Annotated in this window: 16 protein-coding genes; 6 read left to right on the top strand and 10 right to left on the bottom strand. The window is 54.8% G+C overall.

The features are described 5' to 3' along the window. Positions 1 to 68 precede the first annotated feature (68 nt). The 4 genes from thyA to rppH form a co-directional block, all read right to left on the bottom strand. Positions 69 to 863 carry a thymidylate synthase gene (gene thyA / locus GC087_RS05295; RefSeq protein WP_324029858.1) on the bottom strand — a complete coding sequence of 265 codons (795 nt, stop codon included), beginning with the start codon at positions 861 to 863 and terminating at the stop codon, positions 69 to 71. Further along, positions 860 to 1,741, bottom strand: a complete 882-nt coding sequence (gene lgt / locus GC087_RS05290; RefSeq protein ID WP_033739682.1) for a prolipoprotein diacylglyceryl transferase — start codon at positions 1,739 to 1,741, stop codon at positions 860 to 862. Before lgt ends, thyA begins: the two co-directional genes overlap by 4 nt. 108 nt (positions 1,742 to 1,849) lie before the next feature. Further along, positions 1,850 to 4,096: a phosphoenolpyruvate--protein phosphotransferase gene (ptsP, locus tag GC087_RS05285; protein ID WP_006120799.1), complete on the bottom strand. Its 2,247-nt coding sequence runs from the start codon at positions 4,094 to 4,096 to the stop codon at positions 1,850 to 1,852. A 12-nt stretch (positions 4,097 to 4,108) separates the two neighbouring features. After that, positions 4,109 to 4,636, bottom strand: coding sequence for an RNA pyrophosphohydrolase (rppH, locus tag GC087_RS05280; protein ID WP_006120800.1), 528 nt, complete (start codon positions 4,634 to 4,636; stop codon positions 4,109 to 4,111). Positions 4,637 to 5,321: 685 nt separating this feature from the next. On the opposite strand from rppH, the gene mutH reads away from it, so the two are divergent. From mutH to GC087_RS05260, 4 genes are all read left to right on the top strand, one after another. Then, positions 5,322 to 5,999, top strand: coding sequence for a DNA mismatch repair endonuclease MutH (gene mutH / locus GC087_RS05275; RefSeq protein WP_006120801.1), 678 nt, complete (start codon positions 5,322 to 5,324; stop codon positions 5,997 to 5,999). 98 nt (positions 6,000 to 6,097) lie between these two features. Further along, positions 6,098 to 6,808 (top strand): TerC family protein, encoded by a 711-nt coding sequence (locus GC087_RS05270; RefSeq protein ID WP_006120802.1) that lies wholly within the window; start codon positions 6,098 to 6,100, stop codon positions 6,806 to 6,808. A 119-nt stretch (positions 6,809 to 6,927) separates the two neighbouring features. Beyond that, entirely contained in the window at positions 6,928 to 7,146 is a 219-nt protein-coding gene (locus GC087_RS05265; protein WP_058708963.1) for a YgdI/YgdR family lipoprotein, read from the top strand. Between the two features lie 139 nt (positions 7,147 to 7,285). Then, positions 7,286 to 8,326: an NADP(H)-dependent aldo-keto reductase gene (locus tag GC087_RS05260; RefSeq protein ID WP_006120804.1), complete on the top strand. Its 1,041-nt coding sequence runs from the start codon at positions 7,286 to 7,288 to the stop codon at positions 8,324 to 8,326. Positions 8,327 to 8,377: 51 nt separating this feature from the next. Here the strand turns inward: GC087_RS05260 and lysA are convergent, their stop codons facing one another. Then, positions 8,378 to 9,634: a diaminopimelate decarboxylase gene (lysA, locus tag GC087_RS05255; protein WP_058708964.1), complete on the bottom strand. Its 1,257-nt coding sequence runs from the start codon at positions 9,632 to 9,634 to the stop codon at positions 8,378 to 8,380. Between the two features lie 101 nt (positions 9,635 to 9,735). On the opposite strand from lysA, the gene GC087_RS05250 reads away from it, so the two are divergent. Then, a complete protein-coding gene (locus tag GC087_RS05250; RefSeq protein ID WP_006120806.1) occupies positions 9,736 to 10,656 on the top strand; it encodes a LysR family transcriptional regulator in 921 nt (306 codons plus the stop codon). Here the strand turns inward: GC087_RS05250 and GC087_RS05245 are convergent. Further along, the gene (locus GC087_RS05245; RefSeq protein WP_324029855.1) at positions 10,653 to 11,816 is read right to left on the bottom strand and encodes an MFS transporter; all 1,164 of its coding nucleotides are present in this window, start codon (positions 11,814 to 11,816) and stop codon (positions 10,653 to 10,655) included. The genes GC087_RS05250 and GC087_RS05245 overlap by 4 nt on opposite strands. A 368-nt stretch (positions 11,817 to 12,184) precedes the next feature. On the opposite strand from GC087_RS05245, the gene GC087_RS05240 reads away from it, so the two are divergent. Then, on the top strand, positions 12,185 to 12,811 hold the full coding sequence (locus tag GC087_RS05240; RefSeq protein ID WP_006120808.1) for a hypothetical protein: 627 nt from the start codon (positions 12,185 to 12,187) through the stop codon (positions 12,809 to 12,811). On the opposite strand, the gene GC087_RS05235 is transcribed toward GC087_RS05240, so the two are convergent. The 4 genes from GC087_RS05235 to recJ form a co-directional block, all read right to left on the bottom strand. Further along, positions 12,808 to 13,299 carry a cupin domain-containing protein gene (locus GC087_RS05235; protein ID WP_033739605.1) on the bottom strand — a complete coding sequence of 164 codons (492 nt, stop codon included), beginning with the start codon at positions 13,297 to 13,299 and terminating at the stop codon, positions 12,808 to 12,810. The two genes, GC087_RS05240 and GC087_RS05235, sit on opposite strands and share 4 nt — an antisense overlap. Positions 13,300 to 13,423: 124 nt before the next feature. Beyond that, the gene (gene lysS, locus GC087_RS05230; RefSeq protein WP_033739607.1) at positions 13,424 to 14,944 is read right to left on the bottom strand and encodes a lysine--tRNA ligase; all 1,521 of its coding nucleotides are present in this window, start codon (positions 14,942 to 14,944) and stop codon (positions 13,424 to 13,426) included. A 9-nt stretch (positions 14,945 to 14,953) separates the two neighbouring features. Further along, a protein-coding gene (gene prfB, locus GC087_RS05225; protein WP_100208631.1) for a peptide chain release factor 2 occupies positions 14,954 to 16,052 on the bottom strand; the annotation gives its coding sequence in 2 pieces (ribosomal slippage) (positions 14,954 to 15,976 and positions 15,978 to 16,052; 1,098 coding nt in all). A gap of 190 nt (positions 16,053 to 16,242) precedes the next feature. Continuing rightward, positions 16,243 to 17,982 (bottom strand): single-stranded-DNA-specific exonuclease RecJ, encoded by a 1,740-nt coding sequence (gene recJ / locus GC087_RS05220; RefSeq protein ID WP_039338426.1) that lies wholly within the window; start codon positions 17,980 to 17,982, stop codon positions 16,243 to 16,245. Between the last annotated feature and the right edge of the window lie 3 nt (positions 17,983 to 17,985).

Raw genomic sequence — 17,985 nt, 5'->3', positions numbered from 1 at the left:
AACATCGCTGTAAAAAAAACGCCCCGGCATGCTGTGGCAAGACCGGGGCGGATGCTGGCGGCGGGTGTTCAGACCGCAACCGGCGCTTTGATGGCGGGATGCGGATCGTAACCTTCAATCTCAAAATCGTCGAAGCGATAGTCAAACAGCGAGGCAGGCTTGCGTTTAATCACCAGCTTCGGTAACGGACGCGGTTCGCGCGTCAGTTGCAGGCGCGCCTGCTCCAGATGGTTGCTGTAAAGGTGCGTATCGCCGCCGGTCCAGACAAAGTCACCGACCTCCAGATCGCACTGTTGCGCGACCATATGCACCAGCAGCGCATAGCTGGCGATGTTAAACGGTAGCCCCAGGAAAATGTCGCAGGAACGCTGGTAAAGCTGACAGGAGAGCCTGCCATCCGCGACGTAGAACTGGAAAAAGGCATGGCACGGAGCCAGCGCCATTTCATCCAGTTCGCCCACGTTCCACGCCGAGACAATGATGCGGCGGGAATCCGGATCGCGCTTGATCTGTTCAATCACTTTGGTGATCTGATCAATCTCTTCGCCACGGGCGGTGCCCCAGCTACGCCACTGTTTGCCGTATACCGGTCCCAGATTGCCCTGCTCATCTGCCCACTCATCCCAGATAGAGACATTGTTTTCTTTCAGGTAACCAATGTTGGTGTCCCCTAGCAGAAACCACAGCAGCTCATGAATGATGGAGCGAACATGGCACTTTTTAGTCGTGACCAGGGGAAAGCCATCCTGCAGATTAAAACGCATCTGGTGACCAAAAATTGAAAGCGTGCCTGTACCGGTACGGTCAGATTTTGGTGTGCCTTCGTTCAGCACGTAGCGCATTAAGTCCAGATACTGTTTCATTTTTCCTCGTGAAGTTGTTGCTGCGGACGTCGACGGTACGCCCAAATCATCATAATCACACCGGCGATGATCATCGGCAGAGACAGTATTTGTCCCATGCTCAGGCCGCCGGTGAGCAAACCCAGTTGCGCGTCGGGCTGACGGAAGAACTCAACAATAAAGCGGAAGCAACCGTAGCCGATCAGGAACAGGCCGGACACGCTGCCCATCGGGCGGGGTTTGCGAATAAACAGGTTCAGGATAATGAACAACACAATGCCTTCAAGGAACAGTTCATAGAGCTGTGAAGGATGGCGCGGCAGGACGCCATAGGTGTTCAGCAGTGCCTGATATTGTGGGTTGTTAGCCGCCAGCGCGATATCTTCGCTGCGTGAGCCGGGGAACAGCATGGCGAAACGGAAATTGGGATCGACACGGCCCCACAGTTCACCATTGATAAAGTTGCCCAGACGACCGGCGCCGAGGCCGAACGGAATCAGAGGGGCAATAAAATCAGCAACCTGGAAGAAATGACGTTTGGTACGGCGCGCAAAAATCAGCATCACCAGGATGACGCCAATCAGACCGCCGTGGAACGACATGCCGCCATCCCAGACTTTGAAAAGGTAAAGCGGATTTTCCAGGAACAGCGGCAGGTTATAAAACAGCACGTAACCGATGCGTCCGCCCAGGAAAACCCCCAGGAAGCCGGCATACAACAGGTTTTCGACTTCCTCTTTTTTCCAGCCGCTGCCGGGTTTGTTCGCGCGGCGCACCGCCAGCCACATGGCGAACACAAATCCCACCAGATACATCAACCCGTACCAGTGAAGCGAAAGCGGTCCGATTGAGAAAATCACCGGATCAAACTGTGGAAATGCGATGTAGCCGTTATTCATCATTCACCGTTTTTTTTCTGCCCTGAAAGGGGACGTGATGCACATAAATTAAGGCTGTGCATCATAGCACAGCCAGTTTTTTGCGTAGTCGCAGAAATGTAACCTGGGTTAACGCCCGCCGCGGATCAGACCGCCCAGACCACGCTGTTCCATAAACGCCGACATCATCTGGCGTACCTCCGTCGCTGACGAGGCTTTAAGCGCCTGGGTGCTGAGCTTCTGCGTTTCTTCGTAATCCAGATGACGCAGCAGGTATTTAACACGCGAGACGTTTTTCCCGTTCATACTGAGGTGGTGATATCCCATTCCCACCAACAGCGCCACGCAGGTCGGATCGCCCGCCATTTCACCACACAAACACAATTCCAGATTCGCCAAATGGGCTTCAACAGAAATGGCCTGCAGTGCGCGCAACATGGCCGGATGGAGGGAATCGTACAGATTCGCCACGCGCGTATTGTTACGATCGACCGCCAGCAAATACTGGGTCAGATCGTTGGTGCCTACCGAGATAAAATCAACACGCGAGGCCAGATGCGGGATCATAAACAGCATCGAGGGCACTTCAATCATGATGCCGATGCGCGGCTTAGGAATCGCATAGCCGAGCATCTCTTCCACTTCTGCCCCGGCACGCTGAATCAGCCGTTTGGCCTCGTCGATCTCATCAATGTGGCTGATCATCGGCAGTAAGATGCTCAGGTTGCCGGAGGCGGCATTCGCACGCAGCATCGCGCGCACCTGCACCAGGAAAATTTCCGGTTGATCGAGCGTCAATCGAATCCCGCGCCAGCCCAGACACGGGTTCTCCTCGCTAATCGGCATGTAAGGCAGTTGTTTATCGGCCCCGATATCCAGCGTACGCAGCGTAACGGGCTTGTCGTGAAAGAGCTGTAACATGCCCTGATACTGTGCCACCTGCTCTTCTTCTGACGGGAATCCGCTTTGTAGCATAAACGGGATTTCCGTACGGTAAAGACCGATGCCGTCAACCCAACTGCCCTGCGTTTGCTCATGCTCCGGGCTCAGTCCCGCATTAAGCATCACCTGTATGCGCTGACCGCTTCTCAGTTCTGCCGGTCTGTCTACACCGCCTTCAGCCATCTTGCTGAGGGCATTTTCTTCATTGATTAACCGCTGGTACTCCTGCACGATCACCGGTTCAGGGTCGATCAGCAGTTCACCACGATAGCCGTCGACAATCAGCAGACGCTTATTGAGCTGGCCGGGCTGAATGTCTGCGCCCATCACCGTGGGGATCCCCATGGCGCGGGTCAGGATCGCGGCGTGCGAATTCGCGGCGCCGTCACGCACCACAATACCGGCCAGGCGATCATGCGGGATCTCGGCGAGCGTTGTCGCTGTCAGCTCATCGGCTACCAATACAAAGCGTTCGGGCCAGGCATTGACGCCCACCAGGGAATCATCAAGGTGGAACAGCAACCGCTGTCCAAGCACCCGCAGATCGCCCGCGCGCTCTTTCAGATAGCTATCCGTCAGGCTGGCAAACTGCGCGGCAAACTTTTCAATCACGGTTTTGACTGCCCACTCGGCCACGGATCCGCGTTCGATCTCATCGAAGAGATCTTTTTTCAGGCGGGCATCCGTTAACAGGTGCGAGTAGAGATCGAAGATTGCCGCGCTTTCTTTCTGCGCGCTGGCAGAAAAGCGTTTACTGAAGCGACGAAACTCACTGGCAGCTTCGCTCATCGCCAGTGACAAGCGCTCACGTTCGCGCAGTGGATCCAGCGTGGAGGCCGCGGAGACCTGATCGAGCAGGGGTTGGGTTTCATCCACCCAGCCCGGTGCAACCGCCACACCCGGTGCGGCCGCGATGGCGCGAACACGGGCCTGGCGATACTGACCAAACAGCTGGCTCAGCTGCGATTGTGACAGCAGGGCCGCTAGCTGGGTGGCGAGCGTAACCAGAAAAGACTCTTCGCTTTCGTCGAACTGGCGATGCTCGCGCTGCTGCACCACCAGCACGCCCAGAAGCTGGCGGCGGCTGATGATGGGCACACCAAGGAAAGAGCGATAGCGTTCTTCCTTAACGGAAGGGATGTATTTAAAGCTCGGATGGCTCTGCGCATCAGCAAGGTTGATAGGCTCGGCCAGGCGACCGACCAGGCCCACAATCCCTTCATCAAACGCCAGTTTCACCGTCAGGCCACGCGGTTTTTTCAGACCGCGCGTCGCCATCAGGTAATAACAGCGATGATCGTGATCGGCCAGATAAACGGAACAGACTTCCGTTTCCATCGCCAGACAGATCTCATTAACCAGGATGTCGAGTGCTTCGTTCAGACGGGGCGCACTCGCCACCTTTTCAACAATTTCTCGCAACTGAGTGAGCATAAAGGGCGTGGCCTATCCTCTTTTACGTCGATGGGCAGGATGATTTCGCTGCACCGCACTCTCCTGCATGGACATGACAACGCCTGCAAACTCCTTCATCACCCGACGGTACACATCGCGTTTAAAAGAGACAACCTGACGTACCGGATACCAAAAGCTCACCCAGCGCCAGCCGTCGAATTCCGGCGTGCTACTGTGTTGCACATTAATATCTGCATCACTGCACATCAACTGCAGAAGAAACCACTTTTGTTTCTGACCAATACAAACCGGTTTTGTGTCCCAACGCACCAAACGTTTTGGCAATTTGTAGCGCAACCAGTTACGGGTAGATGCAAGTATTCGGACATCCTTTCTGTGTAACCCTACTTCTTCGAACAATTCGCGATACATCGCCTGTTCTGCGGTTTCACCGGGATTGATGCCTCCCTGAGGAAATTGCCAGGAGTGCTGTCCAAAGCGCCTGGCCCATAACACTTGTCCCTGCCTGTTACAAATTACGATACCAACATTCGGGCGGTAGCCATCATCATCGATCACTGGACTACCTCAAAAGCTAAATTTGAATGGTCTGATTGTTTCACACTCCTTACAGGCGGTAAACCACTGGATTCGCGGGCAATGGGGACCGTAATCTCGGGATAACTCACAGAAGAATGCAAAGTTATAAACAAAGTAACGAGAAAACATCGATCTTATTCACGTTTTCTGTGGATAGCTTTGTGTAGAACACGGGAGTTAACTGAATAACCCGTTGGGAGGAATCTGAATACGCTTTACTGTGATTCTGAAATAGCCATTGAAATATAAGACTATTTCTCTGCTGAGGTTTGAATAAATTCGTCTGAGTGACATTGTATAATGTCCTGCCGCTGACAATTGGCTAAAGATCCACCACCCGGCTTTTTATCCACAGAGATCGGTTCAAGCTTGCAGCAAACCGGCTAATTTTTGCTAAAAAACAGCAAAGTCAAGGCTGTAAATCGAACCAGTAACCCGTCTGATGCCAGGTTATCCCATCTTTCTGTGGATAACTGGTCATAAGATCCTGTTCATTGTTGATAGCAAGTTGGGATAACCTGACCCGTCGTTAACAGCATGAGGCGGTGCATTCTTAAAAAAGCACTATGTTTCATGTTATTATGCGCGCCCTACCCTGCTCATTCCTGTGGAAAACCTGACAGGCCGCAGGGCGCTTATTTTTTAACCATACCGGGTTACGCATATGATCACTCTTCCAGAGCCACCTGAAAACGAATCGGTACTGTTCGCGCGGGCGCAGGCACTGGCAGGTTTACCTTTACACTGTCTGGCAGAACAGGCCGGCATTCCAACGCCAGCCAATCTGAAGCGCGATAAAGGCTGGGTGGGCATGCTGCTGGAATGGCATTTGGGGGCCAGCGCAGGCAGTAAAGCCGAGCAGGATTTTGCGCATCTGGGCATTGAGTTGAAAACTATCCCTGTCGATCGTGAAGGCAAACCGCTGGAAACCACATTTGTCTGCGTTGCACCGCTGACCGGTAACAGCGGCGTGACGTGGGAAAACAGTCATGTTCGCCATAAGCTGGCTCGCGTACTGTGGATGCCGGTTGAGGGTGAGCGTGATATTCCCCCTGGCGAGCGCCGGGTAGGCGCGCCCTTGCTGTGGAGCCCGACGGCACAAGAAGAAGACATGCTGCGTCAGGACTGGGAAGAACTTATGGATATGATTGTGCTGGGTCAGGTGGAACGTATTACTGCCCGTCATGGTGCCTGGCTGCAAATTCGCCCCAAAGCGGCTAACAGCCGGGCCCTGACCGAAGGGATCGGCGAACAGGGACAGCCCATTATGACGTTACCGCGCGGGTTTTATCTCAAGAAAAGCTTTACCGCCCCGCTGCTTGCCCGCCATTTTCTTCTCTGAATCCCCTTTCCCCTGGCCATGCACTATTTAAATGTGAGTTCGACAGATTAGGTGCGTATAATCTTCGTTTACTTTTCGTTTAGGATACGAGTGCAGGTATGTTCGAGTGGATTTCCGATCCTAACGCCTGGCTGGCGTTGGGCACCCTGACCATTCTGGAAGTGGTTCTGGGCATTGATAACATTATCTTTTTGTCATTAGTGGTGGCAAAACTGCCTAAACATCAGCAGGCCCGCGCACGGCGCATTGGTCTGATGGGCGCGATGCTGATGCGGCTGGGACTGCTGGCCTCGATTGCCTGGGTAGCAAAACTGACCAATCCCCTGTTTACCCTGATGGATCATCCGTTCTCCGCGCGCGATCTTATTCTGCTGTTTGGTGGCTTATTTCTGCTCTGGAAATCCAGCATGGAAATCCATGAAACTATCGAAGGTGAGGAAACCGAACACAAATCCAATGTGCATTCGTTCCTGGGGGCGATTGTGCAGATTATGTTGCTCGACATTATTTTCAGCCTCGACTCGGTTATTACAGCCGTCGGCCTTTCCGACCATCTGTTTATTATGATGGCCGCCGTGGTGATTGCCGTCTTAATGATGATGTTTGCGGCACGCAGTATTGGCGAATTTGTTGACCGTCATCCGTCGGTCAAAATGCTGGCGCTTTCTTTCCTGATTTTGGTGGGTTTCACCCTCATTCTGGAGAGTTTCGGCGTGCATGTACCAAAAGGTTACATTTATTTTGCCATGTTCTTCTCGATGGCCGTTGAGTGCCTTAACCTGATGCGCAGTAAGAAAAAAGTCAGCTAGCGTTGTCAAGGGCGGCGGCCTGCCGCCCACCTATTTTCAGATTGATACGATTAACCCAATCGGTAAAAGGATTTATTACTACACTTTTTTACAGTGGACGCGTTGCGAGGATAAGCACAATGAAAGGGCTGAGTAAGATTATATTGGTGGCCGTTGCCGCAGTGACATTAGGTGGTTGTAGTTCTGATTATGTGATGGCGACAAAAGACGGTCGCATGATTATGACGGAAGGCAAACCGAGCATTGATAAGGAGACCGGACTGGTACAGTACACCGATCAGTCAGGCCATACGGTACAGATTAACAGTGATGAAGTATCAACCATCATTGAGCGTTAAATGCGAAACGAGCAGGCCTGTCGACCTTTCCCTCTCCGGCAGGCTGTTTCTCCTTGTTGTTTCCCTTTCTTAGCCGCTACGCCTCGCGCTATAGTCCCTTAAGACACAATATCCATCCTCAGAGAAAAGGAAGCCGGCAATGCATTATCACCGTATCCCCCATAGCACGCTGGAAGTGAGTCAGCTTGGATTGGGCACCATGACGTTTGGTGAGCAAAACAGCGAAGCCGACGCCCACGCGCAACTGGATCTTGCGATCAGTTCAGGCATCAACCTGATCGATACTGCCGAAATGTATCCGGTGCCGCCTCGCCCGGAAACCCAGGGCCTGACCGAAAAGTACATTGGCAGTTGGTTAAAAAAGACCGGCAGCCGCGATAAAATCATTCTCGCCAGTAAAGTCGCAGGGCCGACCCGCGGCAACGATGCCTCCATTCGCCCTAATATGGCGCTGGATCGTAAGAACATTCGCGAAGCGCTGGATGCCAGCCTGAAGCGCCTGAATACCGATTATATCGACCTGTACCAGCTGCACTGGCCGCAGCGCCAGACCAACTTCTTTGGCAAACTTGGCTATCAGTACAGCGCTTCCAGCGTCCCGGTGACCCTGCTGGAAACGCTGGAAGCGCTGGCAGAACAGGTGCGGGCCGGTAAAATTCGCTACATCGGCGTCTCTAATGAAACCCCCTGGGGCGTGATGCGTTACCTGCAACTGGCAGAAAAGCATGAGTTACCGCGCATTGTTTCTATTCAGAATCCCTACAGCCTGCTGAACCGCAGTTTTGAGGTGGGCCTGGCGGAAATCAGCCAGCATGAAGGCGTGGAACTGCTGGCCTATTCGTGCCTGGCTTTTGGTACGCTAAGTGGGAAATACCTGAACGGTGCACAGCCTGCTGGTGCACGTAATACCTTGTTTAGCCGGTTTACCCGCTACAGTGGCGAGCAGTCTCAGCTGGCAGTCGCAGAATATGTGGCGCTGGCAAACAAGCATCAGATCGATCCCTCGCAAATGGCCCTGGCGTTTGTTCGCCAGCAGCCGTTTGTTTCCAGCACGCTGCTGGGCGCCACCACGCTGGATCAGCTAAAGATCAATATCGACAGCGCCAACCTGACGCTCAGTAGTGAGATTCTGGAAGAGCTTGAGGCGATTCACCGCCGTTATACCTACCCTGCACCTTGATGCCATGTGCCAGCCGCAAGTGCGGCTGGCAGTTCTGACTGACAGCCTGCGTTAACCCAATTCCAGAGCCAGCAGATCCTCGATACGCTGCGCGCGACGAATCTCGCGTGGCGTGCCGTTTTCAAACAGGATTTCCGGAATCAGCGGTCGACTGTTGTAGTTAGAGGACATGGACGCACCGTACGCCCCGGTATCGTGGAACACCAGATAGTCGCCGACTTTCGCGTCGGGAATCGCCCGGGTTTCCACTTTGCCCCCTTCAAGCTGGGTAAACACATCGCCGGACTCGCAAAGTGGCCCCGCGACAACGCTTTCACGCGTATCCTGTTCATCAATCTGTCGGTTGTCGCCAGCCATCAGGGAGATATGGTGATAGCTGCCGTACATCGATGGGCGCATAAGATCGCTGAATCCGGCATCCACCAGCACAAAGTGACGGCTGCCCATCTCTTTAACGGCCCGCACCTGCGACACCAGCACGCCTGACTCCGCCACCAGGAAACGGCCCGGTTCAATTTCCAGCTTCACGGCGTGGCCCAGATGTGAGGCAATACGCTGGCGCGCGGCGTCCCACAGGCCAAAATAGTGATCGGTATCAATCGCTTCCTCCCCATAGTGATAGGGAATGGATAAACCGCCGCCCGCAGAAATCGCCTCCAGATCCTGACCGAACGCCACCACCAGATCGACCATGGCATCGCAGACCTGCTGCAGGTGCGCATAGTCCACGCCCGAGCCGATATGCATGTGAATGCCGATCAGGCGCAATCCATATTGCTCAATCGCCGCCTGAGCAGCAGGCAAATCACTCGGCCAGATGCCGTGTTTACTGTTTTCACCGCCGGTATTGGTTTTCTGGCTGTGGCCATGACCAAATCCCGGATTGATACGCAGCCAGACCGCGTGCCCTGGCGAAACCGCACCCAGCTGATGCAGCATATCGACCGAACCGGCATTCACCGGCACATTTAGTTCCGCAACTCTGGCGAGTGTAGGCTCATCCAGCACGTCAGCCGTAAACACGATGTCGTCACCGCCAGGCGTAAAACCAGCCACGAGGGCGCGCTCAATTTCGCCCAGCGAAACGGAATCCACCTTAACTCCGGCCGATTTCATGAGGCGCAGGATGTGCGTATTTGAACAGGCTTTTTGAGCAAAGCGCACCACATCAAAAGCGTGAAGCTGTGCAATACGCTGCTGAATCACCTGCGCATCGTAAGCCCAGAACGGGCCCGAATACTGGCGGGCAAGCGGCAGCAGTTGATCAACGTTGAGGGCGGTTTCTGTGGTGTTTAACGGACGCGGCATGGCATTTCTCCTGTGGCAATCCTCCTATTAAGCCAGATTCGTGCCATGTCGAAAAATATCTGTTTTAATAGCATCTATGCATAAATGATATGGGATATCCCATGGCCACGATTAACTGGCGCCACATCGAGATCTTTCATGCCGTGATGACCAGCGGCAACCTCACCCAGGCCGCCACGCTGCTGCAAACCTCACAGCCCACGGTCAGCCGTGAACTGGCGCGGCTTGAACGGCAGTTGAGTCTGCAACTTTTTGAGCGCGTGCGTGGCCGCCTGCAACCGACGGTGCAGGGATTACGCCTGTTTGAAGAGGTGCAGCGCTCGTGGTATGGGCTGGACCGCATTATGGATGCGGCAGAAGGTTTGCGGCAGTTTCGTCAGGGCGAGCTGTCGATTGCCTGTCTGCCGGCCTTCTCACAGTCGTTGCTGCCGCCCATTTGTCAGACGTTTTTACAACGCTATCCCGACGTCAGCCTGAACATCATTCCGCAGGATTCACCGCTGCTGGAAGAGTGGCTGTCGGCGCAGCGCTATGATTTGGGTCTGACAGAAACGCTGCACGCACCTGCCGGTACCGATCGCCAGGCTTTACTGACCTGCGATGAAGTCTGTGTCTTACCGAAACAGCATCCTCTGGCGCAGCGCAACTTACTTACGCCGCAGGATTTTGCGGGTGAGAACTATGTCAGCCTGTCACGTACGGACAGCTATCGGCAGTTACTGGATGCACTGTTTCATGAGCAAGGCGTGACGCGCAGGATGGTGATGGAAACCCATAGCGCAGCCTCGGTGTGCGCGATGGTTCAGGCTGGCGTGGGTATTTCTGTCGTTAATCCGCTGACAGCACTCGATTATGCTGACAGCGGGATCGTCATGCGTCCGTTTAGCGTGGCGGTGCCCTTTACCGTCAGTCTGGTCCGGCCGCGCCACCGGCCGGCTTCAGCACTGGTTGACGCGTTTGCGGCGCACCTTCAACATCAGATTGCCCGTTTTCCGGCGCTGATTGCGGCCAGGCTGGTTTAGGCGTGAACGCTGGCCGCCGCGCCGCCTGATTTACGGAAGGTGATCACGCAGACGATCAGCCCCACCGCCGCCAGCGCGGCCGCGGCAACCGGCACGCTGGTCAGCCCATAGCCCCGGGCGATAACCGCTCCGCCTACCCAGGCGCCCAGTGCATTCCCGACATTAAAGGCCGAAATGTTCAGGGTCGACACCAGATTTGGTGCCTCCTTACCGTGGCGCACGACATTTATCTGCAAGCCGGGTACCGTAGCGAAGTTAGCCATCGCCCAAAGGAACAAGGTGATTTCCGCCAGCCACAGCGCATGGCTGGTCCAGCTAAACAGCAGTGAGAACAGCGCGATCAGCAGGAAACTGCCTGTCAGGCTGAGCGCCACATTGCGGTCAGCCAGTTTACCGCCCAAAATATTGCCTGCCGTCAGCCCCGCCCCAATCAGGAACAGAGTCCAGCTCACGCCATGATCGCTGATGCCGGTGACCTGCAACAGCAACGGCGCAATATAGCTGAACAGCGTAAACATGGCGGCAGCAAAACAGACCGTCATCAGTAACGACAGCCACAGTTTACCGTTTGCCAGCGCGCTAATTTCGCTGGCCAGATTGACGGGCTTCTCGTTTTTATTTCCCGGCAGGCTGGTGATCAACGCAATAAAGGCCAGCACACCAATTACCGCAACGCCCCAGAAGGTGGCACGCCAGCCAAACAGCTGACCAAACCAGGTCCCCAATGGCACGCCTAATACGTTGGCTAACGTCAGGCCGGTAAACATCAGCGCCACGGCGGACGCCTGGCGATCGGCAGCCACCAGACTGGCAGCCACCACAGCGCCAATGCCAAAAAACGCACCGTGACAGAGGGCGGTAATCACCCGCGCCAGCATCAGAAGGTTGTAGCTGTACGCCAGCGCGCACAACAGGTTACCGATGATGAAGATGGCCATTAACAGAATCAGCGTTTTCTTGCGTGGCAGTTTCGCGGTCAACAGTGCCATGACCGGCGCGCCAATCGCCACGCCCAGGGCATAGCCGCTGATGAGCCAGCCCGCTGACGGAATGGTCACCTGTAAATCGTTTGCCACTTCCGGCAGTAACCCCATAATAACGAACTCAGTGGTTCCGATGGCGAACGCACTCAGCGCCAATGCCAGTAATGCCACAGGCATAACACTCTCCCAAATATGATTATTGCGACGCGGTTGCTTCCGCGTGCATCGCGATGAACAGGCTATAATTTATGATCTCTGTCACATTCTGTATTACACCATAGTTGACTGTCATCGGATACTCACACAGAGGCAACACTGTATTGCAGGAAAGGCAATAATTGACAGTAAGATGAACTATGCTTATTAAACATGAGGTTAAGGAGAAAAGGATAGCCCGCCACTTAAAACAAGCAGAAAGGTTGCCAGCGAAGTAGCCGTTTTTTAGCTAATACCGATTTTAGTTATCAATAAAGTATTAGCGTTGCCGATAAAGCTCTTATGAATCGCCAGATGAAATGCAGTCCAACTGACGCGGAGAGAGAATAATGCAACGGCTTACCCTCTTACTGGTACTGGGCTTAACGGGTTGCTCAGTCGGTCACTATGAGTACAGTAAAGAAGCTGAAAAGCGGGTTGATATGACCGTTACCGGCATTCCAACCATCATGGGGCTGGGCACGCTGGGTACGACCATTCCCCTGACCCCGGACTACAGCCTCACGGCGGCCCACGTGGCGAAATATTCGCTTTACCGGGTGAAAGCCTGGCATCCGGAGTGCGACCTGGCGGTGGTCTACCACAAGAACAGCGAAGCCAACCTTCCTCCCGCCTTCCGTAACAGCCACATTGGCGACAAGGTGAACCTTTACGGGTACAGCTTTATCTCGGCCATGCCGGTCAGCTCAACCGGTCAGAATCTGGTGAATACCACGCTGGCCAATGACTGGAACAAAGCTAACTGTGTGGTGGTGGCAGCGAATGCCGGCGTAGTGAAAGGGATGTCTGGTGGCGCGGTTTACAATGCTTCTGACGACACACTGGCTGGCGTGATTGTCGGCTACAGCCAGCGCATTAACGATAACCACAGCGGCAAGACGTTGTATAAAGACGTCGCCCTTTATGTTCCTTACTCTCGCTTTCAGCACTGGCTGGATGACGCCGTAAAATCTTAATTTTTGTCGGGCAAACCGGGATGCTTGCCCATCGTCTGTTCAGGCGGATTCAGCCACCTGTCCTCACGGGTTGCTTCGTAGTCCGGATTGAGCGGATAAGTAATACGGTTTTCGGGTTTGCTCACCTCGCCCACCACTAAAAGGCGCGCCTCATGGTCGCGGTTGTTGATAAAGGTATGGCAGATGCCGGTTCCGGCCGGAAAAGCAACGGCATCGCCCGGCGACAGCGGGTACAACTCACCGTTTATCCAGGCGTCAGGATGACCTTCAAGCACAAAGATAAACTCTTCTTCCGCGCTCTCCGCGTGCGGATAGGACATGCGGCGTCCGGGCAACAGCCTTTCATGGTGAATGCCGAGGCGGGTTAACCCCAGTAAACGCCCCAGTGGCGCGCCAATCGACATGCGCTCATCGCTGTCAGAATAGTGTTCGTTATCGTCGCCTTCCAGCGTCTGCCAGTGGCGAATACAGTCGGGACGTTGTGTCATCGTGGTTGGCTCCCTGTTGAGATTTCAGTCTGGCAGAGGGAGCGGGATGACTCAAGCACGGCATCGCGAACAGCAGAAAGAAAAAAGGCCGGGATAACCCGGCCTTTTTACAGAACAACAAGACTTATTTAGCGCCAGGACGCAGCGCCGGGAACAGGATCACGTCACGGATGGTATGGCTGTTGGTAAACAGCATCACCATCCGGTCGATACCAATGCCTAAACCTGCCGTTGGCGGTAAGCCGTGTTCCAGTGCGGTAACGTAGTCTTCGTCATAGAACATGGCTTCATCATCGCCCGCGTCTTTGGCATTAACCTGCTGCAGGAAGCGATCAGCCTGATCCTGCGCATCGTTAAGCTCAGAGAAGCCGTTGCCGATTTCACGTCCGCCGATAAAGAACTCGAAACGGTCGGTGATTTCCGGGTTTTCATCGTTACGACGAGCGAGCGGAGAAACTTCCGCCGGGTATTCGGTAATGAAGGTAGGCTGAATCAGGTGCGCTTCTGCGGTTTCCTCAAAAATCTCGGTCACCACGCGGCCTAAGCCCCAGCTTTTCTCGACTTTGATGCCGATGGCCTGGGCGACTGCCACGGCTTTATCGAAATCGTCAAGATCGGCCAGATCGGTTTCCGGACGGTATTTTTTGATGGCTTCACGCATGGTGAGCTTTTCAAACGGCTTGCCGAAATCGAATTCCTGCTCACCATAAGGCACGACGGTGCTGCCCAGCACATCCTGCGCCAGCGTGCGGAACAGGCTTTCGGTCAGTTCGATCAGATCCTTATAATCCGCATACGCCATATAGAGTTCCATCATGGTGAACTCTGGATTATGACGTGGCGAAATCCCTTCGTTACGGAAGTTACGGTTGATCTCAAACACGCGGTCAAAACCGCCCACAACCAGACGTTTCAGATACAGCTCTGGCGCAATACGCAGGTACATATCGATATCCAGCGCATTATGATGCGTGATAAACGGACGCGCTGATGCGCCGCCCGGGATCACCTGCATCATTGGCGTTTCCACTTCCATAAAGTCGCGAGCGACCATGAACTGGCGGATACCGGCCATAATCTGAGAGCGAATTTTGAAGGTGTTGCGTGATTCATCATTGGCGATGAGATCAAGATAACGCTGACGATAACGTGTTTCCTGATCGGCCAGGCCGTGAAACTTATCAGGCAACGGACGCAGCGCTTTGGTCAGTAAACGCAGTTCTGAACAGTGAACAGACAGCTCGCCGGTTTTAGTTTTGAACAACTTACCGCGTGCGCCGAGGATATCGCCCAGATCCCACTTTTTGAACTGCTCGTTATAGATGCCTTCAGGCAGATCGTCACGTGCTACGTACAGCTGAATGCGGCCGCCAACGTCCTGCAGGGTGATGAAAGACGCTTTGCCCATAATACGGCGCGTCATCATACGGCCCGCCACGCTGACCTCAATGCCTAAGTCTTCCAGCTCTTCGTTACTCTTCTCGTCATAGCTGGCGTGCAGCCGATCGGAGGTGGTATCACGACGAAAATCGTTAGGAAACGCCACGCCGTTTTCACGCAGCACGCTCAGTTTCTCGCGACGCGTTTTCAGTTCGTTATTTAACTCAAGTGCGACGTCAGCGCTCTGCGGTTGTTGTTCAGACATGTCGGTTCCTTATAGCCCTGCTTTTAAACTTGCTTCAATGAAACGGTCCAGATCGCCATCCAGAACCGCCTGCGTATTACGCGTTTCCACGCCGGTACGCAGATCTTTAATTCGTGAGTCGTCCAGAACGTAAGAACGGATCTGGCTTCCCCAGCCGATATCCGACTTATTGTCTTCCAGCGCCTGCTTCTCGGCATTTTTTTTCTGCATCTCAAGCTCGTACAGCTTCGCCTTCATCTGCTTCATCGCCTGATCTTTGTTTTTGTGCTGAGAGCGGTCATTTTGACACTGCGTGACCGTACCGGTCGGAATATGGGTGATACGCACCGCAGATTCCGTCCGGTTAACGTGCTGACCACCGGCACCCGAGGCACGGTAAACGTCAATGCGCAGGTCTGCCGGGTTAATGTCGATATCGATATCGTCATCGACTTCCGGGTAGATAAACGCGGAGCTGAATGAGGTATGGCGGCGACCACCGGAGTCAAACGGACTCTTACGAACAAGGCGATGAACGCCTGTCTCGGTGCGTAACCAGCCAAACGCATAATCGCCCGACACGCGAATGGTTACCGATTTAATGCCCGCCACTTCGCCTTCGGACTCTTCAATAATCTCGGTTTTGAAGCCTTTCGCTTCAGCCCAACGCAGATACATACGCATCAGCATGCTGGCCCAGTCCTGCGCCTCGGTGCCGCCGGAGCCAGCCTGCAAGTCGATATAACAGTCTGCGCTGTCGTACTCACCCGAGAACATACGGCGGAATTCGAGTTCACCCAGTTTAACGTCCAGCGCGTCCAGTTCTTCGACCGCTTCGTTAAAGGTTTCTTCGTCATCGGCTTCCACAGCCAGATCAAGCAGGCCCTGTACGTCTTCCAGCCCCTGCGTCATCTGATCCAGCGTATTCACGATTGCTTCGAGAGAGGAGCGCTCTTTACCCAACGCCTGGGCGCGTTCAGGTTCGTTCCAGACGTCAGACTGTTCGAGTTCTGCGTTTACTTCTTCAAGGCGTTCTTTCTTGGCATCGTAGTCAAAGATACCCCCGAAGAACGTCGCTGCGCTCGGTGAGGTCCTGAATACGGTATTTGACCGGATTAATTTCAAACATGTGTTTAGCGTCTTTTTAACGTTTGATGGAATAAGAAATGTAACCTGCGAGTTTACCCGAAACCGGCGACAGTTTGTAGCGTTGAGAAAATGCGCAGGGTGTAAACGTTTGGGACAGGCTGTGCTGAAAGGGAGGGAGGCAACGTCAGAAAGGCCTGGCGGACGGACTCCCGTCCGTCCACCTTCATCCGTTAACTGAGCGGCCAGAGATGTTCAATAATCAACTGCACTGAGCGGTTACCGCGATATTCATTGATATCCAGCCGGTACGCCAGTTCAACCTCGCGAACGCTGCTGTCAGGCCACAGCGTGGTATCTACGTTAAACGCGATACCGTCGATCAATGGCCCGCCGCCCAGTGGCTCCACCATGACTTTCAGATGACGTTCCCCCACCAGCCGCTGCTGCAACAGCCGGAATTTGCCGTCAAACGCAGGCTCCGGAAAGGCCTGTCCCCAGGGACCGGCATCGCGCAGCATTTCGGCGGTCTCCAGAGAAAACTCAGCGGGTTGTAACGCGCCATCAGACCACATCACCCCTTGCAGCGCTTCGCCAGCCAGCCAGTCGCCGACCAGTTCAGCGAACCGCTGACGAAACTCCTCGTAGCGCGCCTCCTCCAGCGACAGCCCGGCCGCCATGGCGTGACCACCAAACTTCTGCATCAGCCCGGGGTGGAGCGTATCAAGCCGTTCCAGGGCATCCCGCAGGTGCAGGCCCGCAATCGAACGTCCCGAGCCTTTGAGCATGCCGTCGCCCGCAGGCGCAAAGGCGATGACCGGACGGTGAAAACGCTCTTTGAGCCGGGAAGCCAGAATACCTACCACGCCCTGATGCCATTCGGGATGATAAAAGGCCAGCCCCAGCGGCAAATCGGTTTGCTCACGCTCCAGCGTCTGACAGAGCGCCAGCGCCTCGCTTTGCATGCCCTGTTCAATCTCTTTGCGCATCTGATTGAGCGCATCCAGCTCGCTGGCTAGCATACGCGACTGGCTGAGATCGTCCGTCAGTAACAGCGCGACGCCGACCGACATATCGTCGAGCCTTCCGGCCGCATTCAGCCGCGGTCCCAGCGCAAACCCCAGGTCGCTGGCGGCCAGCTGGCGCGCATCGCGATTGGCGATTTCCAGTAGCGCCTTGATGCCCGGTCGGCATTTACCGGCACGAATGCGGCTCAGGCCCTGCCAGACCAAAATACGGTTATTTGCATCCAGCGGCACGACATCCGCAACCGTGCCCAGCGCCACCAGATCGAGCAGGTCAGCCAGGTTAGGTTCTGCCCGCGTGACGCCAAACCAGCCCTGGGTTCGCAGATGGGCACGCAGCGCCATCATCAGGTAAAAGGCCACACCAACGCCTGCCAGCGCACGCGACGGGAAAGTGCAATCAGGCAGGTTTGGGTTAACGATAGCGTCCGCGTCAGGCAGCGTTTCGCCGGGTAAATGGTGGTCGGTCACCAGCACCGCAATCCCGTGCGCATGCGCGACGGCGACGCCAGCATGAGAGGAAATACCGTTATCGACAGTGAGGATCATCTCCGCGCCGCGCGCTTTCGCCTGTTCGACAACCTCAGGACTGAGGCCGTATCCATCCTCAAACCGGTTAGGTACCAGATACTGAACATTGCTGCATCCCATGCTGCGCAGAGCCAGCACAGTAAGCGCGGTACTGGTGGCACCGTCAGCATCAAAATCGCCGACGACCATAATACAGCGTCCATCCAGCAGCGCTTCATGCAGCAAGGCGACGGCCTTATCAATACCGCTCAGCGCACTAAACGGCAGCAGGTTTTTCGCGCCTCTTTCCAGCTGAGCGGCATCACTGACGCCGCGTTGCAAATAAAGCCGACGCAGAAGCGGCGGCAAATCAGCAGGGAGCCCGGGCAAATCCGGTACCGCCTCACGACGACGTAATTCGACTTCGTGCTTTACCACGCC

Origin of the sequence: Pantoea sp. JZ2 (assembly GCF_035191405.1) — a bacterium.
Taxonomy (GTDB): domain Bacteria; phylum Pseudomonadota; class Gammaproteobacteria; order Enterobacterales; family Enterobacteriaceae; genus Pantoea; species Pantoea stewartii.
This window is presented reverse-complemented; position numbering and strand designations above follow the sequence as displayed.

What these genes read in the sequence shown, in the direction of transcription:
- thyA (WP_324029858.1), bottom strand. Translation starts at nt 863, where the DNA reads ATGAAACAGTATCTGGACTTAATGCGCTACGTGCTGAACGAAGGCACA.
- lgt (WP_033739682.1), bottom strand. Translation starts at nt 1,741, where the DNA reads ATGAATAACGGCTACATCGCATTTCCACAGTTTGATCCGGTGATTTTC.
- ptsP (WP_006120799.1), bottom strand. Translation starts at nt 4,096, where the DNA reads ATGCTCACTCAGTTGCGAGAAATTGTTGAAAAGGTGGCGAGTGCGCCC.
- mutH (WP_006120801.1), top strand. Translation starts at nt 5,322, where the DNA reads ATGATCACTCTTCCAGAGCCACCTGAAAACGAATCGGTACTGTTCGCG.
- GC087_RS05270 (WP_006120802.1), top strand. Translation starts at nt 6,098, where the DNA reads ATGTTCGAGTGGATTTCCGATCCTAACGCCTGGCTGGCGTTGGGCACC.
- GC087_RS05265 (WP_058708963.1), top strand. Translation starts at nt 6,928, where the DNA reads ATGAAAGGGCTGAGTAAGATTATATTGGTGGCCGTTGCCGCAGTGACA.
- GC087_RS05260 (WP_006120804.1), top strand. Translation starts at nt 7,286, where the DNA reads ATGCATTATCACCGTATCCCCCATAGCACGCTGGAAGTGAGTCAGCTT.
- lysA (WP_058708964.1), bottom strand. Translation starts at nt 9,634, where the DNA reads ATGCCGCGTCCGTTAAACACCACAGAAACCGCCCTCAACGTTGATCAA.
- GC087_RS05250 (WP_006120806.1), top strand. Translation starts at nt 9,736, where the DNA reads ATGGCCACGATTAACTGGCGCCACATCGAGATCTTTCATGCCGTGATG.
- GC087_RS05245 (WP_324029855.1), bottom strand. Translation starts at nt 11,816, where the DNA reads ATGCCTGTGGCATTACTGGCATTGGCGCTGAGTGCGTTCGCCATCGGA.
- GC087_RS05240 (WP_006120808.1), top strand. Translation starts at nt 12,185, where the DNA reads ATGCAACGGCTTACCCTCTTACTGGTACTGGGCTTAACGGGTTGCTCA.
- GC087_RS05235 (WP_033739605.1), bottom strand. Translation starts at nt 13,299, where the DNA reads ATGACACAACGTCCCGACTGTATTCGCCACTGGCAGACGCTGGAAGGC.
- lysS (WP_033739607.1), bottom strand. Translation starts at nt 14,944, where the DNA reads ATGTCTGAACAACAACCGCAGAGCGCTGACGTCGCACTTGAGTTAAAT.